We start from the raw sequence: 1799 nt of genomic DNA, 5'->3' as shown, positions 1-1799 counted from the left end.
GGAAATCCAGACTACCTCTACCATTACTGGCTGATACTCTGGATTTTCTCAAAGACCCGGCACTTTTCTTCAAACTGGATTCTTCCGGCAAATTGGCAGAGCCCGTTAATCCTCTCAATTTTCAATTGTCCAATACTTCGGCTTTCGAATTAGTAGTGGCTGCCCACGCATTTGATTTTCATCCTGCACAGTTAGCTTCCGGTCGTCAGTTACAGTCGGAATTTGCTCGCGCCGGTGAAACAGTCTTTGAATCGGTTTATTCTGGTCAAGATCCGCTATCGCTGTTTGAAAAAGAAGGCAGTATCGTAGGTGGTCGTACACTGGCAATATGCAATGGTGAGGAGGTTGATTACTATAAGTTCCAACGAGTCGGAGAGTCCGTCAGCACCCTGGCGCAAGAAGGCATTATGCATCAATTTATTGCCAAAAGTGATCGTTTTAAAAGCCGGAAACCACGCTTTGGCGAGTATCTTGTCGTACTGGAAAAGGATCTTCCGGAGAGTTGCCGAAGTTTCACTGACCGATTACAAGTGAGTTATGTTAACGGCGAAAGAGCCTTCCGGGTCTATCATTTCAAAGCAACGAATAGTTATGGTAAATACGCTCACATTATTGATGATACCAGTACTCCTTACGCAACTGCTGAGCAAGGTTTATTGAATAGCATTCATGACATTGGCGTACTTAATGGCAAGTTTGGCGTTATGCCTACGTCAACGATACCGGCATTTCACTTTACCGGGCGTCGTTGGGTGTTCCTTAGCCCGTTATTGGGGAACTCCACTTATTTCGCCTCTCCATTACCTGGCAAATTTGAAAGCTGGATCAAGGCCATTGAGCGACCTGATTTTGGCTGGGATGGTCTTCGGGATTGGGGCGATGTTGAGTTCTATGGCTCCATGAAAAGCGGCCTTGGTACGAAAGACTCTAAAACCTGGGGTTATAGTCCAGAGGTTATGCAGCGGTTAAGCTTTGCCAATGCCCTATGCGAAAATATGCTGGCTGCCGTGTTGTTAAGGTCACGCCTGCGTCGGGATTCCCAAGACTATTATTATCAAAATCAACTGGCAGTGAAAGAGACAGAAAACTTTATTGAACAGTTGCTGAACGAATACCTGTCAGGCCTTTTTGCAAAAGAAAAAGAATTACAGCCCAAGTCAAGGTTGCAATCATTTATGGGTTTAGACGACAACAAATACCATTCATGGTTGACTCGCACAGCACAGGAGATCTTGTACTGGACTGCCCTGCAACCTTGTGAGGTCACAGACCCTGATGCATTTCCCCCTTCTGTTGAGTGTTACTCAGAACATTTAAAGCAAAAGGGGCGTTTGGATACAATGCTGTACCCGGAACCTCTGCACCCGCACCCCACGGATACACAGAAAAAATTTCCCAGGCACTTCAGCCAAGCCGATGGTCAGCTTAATCTCGGCGCTAGTAACGCTGTTTTTCCTCTGGTTGCTCTGAGTAAGGGGCTTACATTGTTTGCCAGCAATGTTTTTGCATTCGCAGACCAGTACACAGAGGTTGATAATATGGAATGAAAAAGTCTGAGACGATCTACATTGTTTTTTGTTGCGCTGACTGCCCTGAAATCCTCCATGGCGCTTCAAGCCAGGGTAAAACGCGACGGAAGTTTGCTGGACCTTCCAGCGTACAGGGCTGCTGACACTGTTGTTCTTTGTGACACTGGCTTGGTCAGCAGCCTTTTTTTAAACTCTGCGATTCTTCTTTTTTGGAACTTTAGTCAGTTTATCTTTGGGTATTTGGTTAATATGAAAAACACCAGTCCGTAC

Annotated in this window: 2 protein-coding genes; both read left to right on the top strand. The window is 45.7% G+C overall.

Annotated elements, in window-relative coordinates:
- Positions 1–1547, top strand: a 1547-nt coding sequence (locus tag KDK17_RS14135; RefSeq protein WP_257288330.1) for a hypothetical protein, incomplete at its 5' end; no start/stop codon positions are given.
- A 57-nt stretch (positions 1548–1604) separates the two neighbouring features.
- Positions 1605–1799 (top strand): hypothetical protein (locus tag KDK17_RS14130; RefSeq protein WP_257288329.1); only part of this gene is annotated, 195 nt, incomplete at its 3' end.

Source organism: Endozoicomonas sp. SESOKO2, from assembly GCF_024606245.1.
Taxonomy (GTDB): Bacteria; Pseudomonadota; Gammaproteobacteria; order Pseudomonadales; family Endozoicomonadaceae; genus Endozoicomonas_A.
The sequence above is the reverse complement of the archived record's forward strand: the minus strand, read 5'-3'. Positions and strand labels throughout refer to the sequence as shown.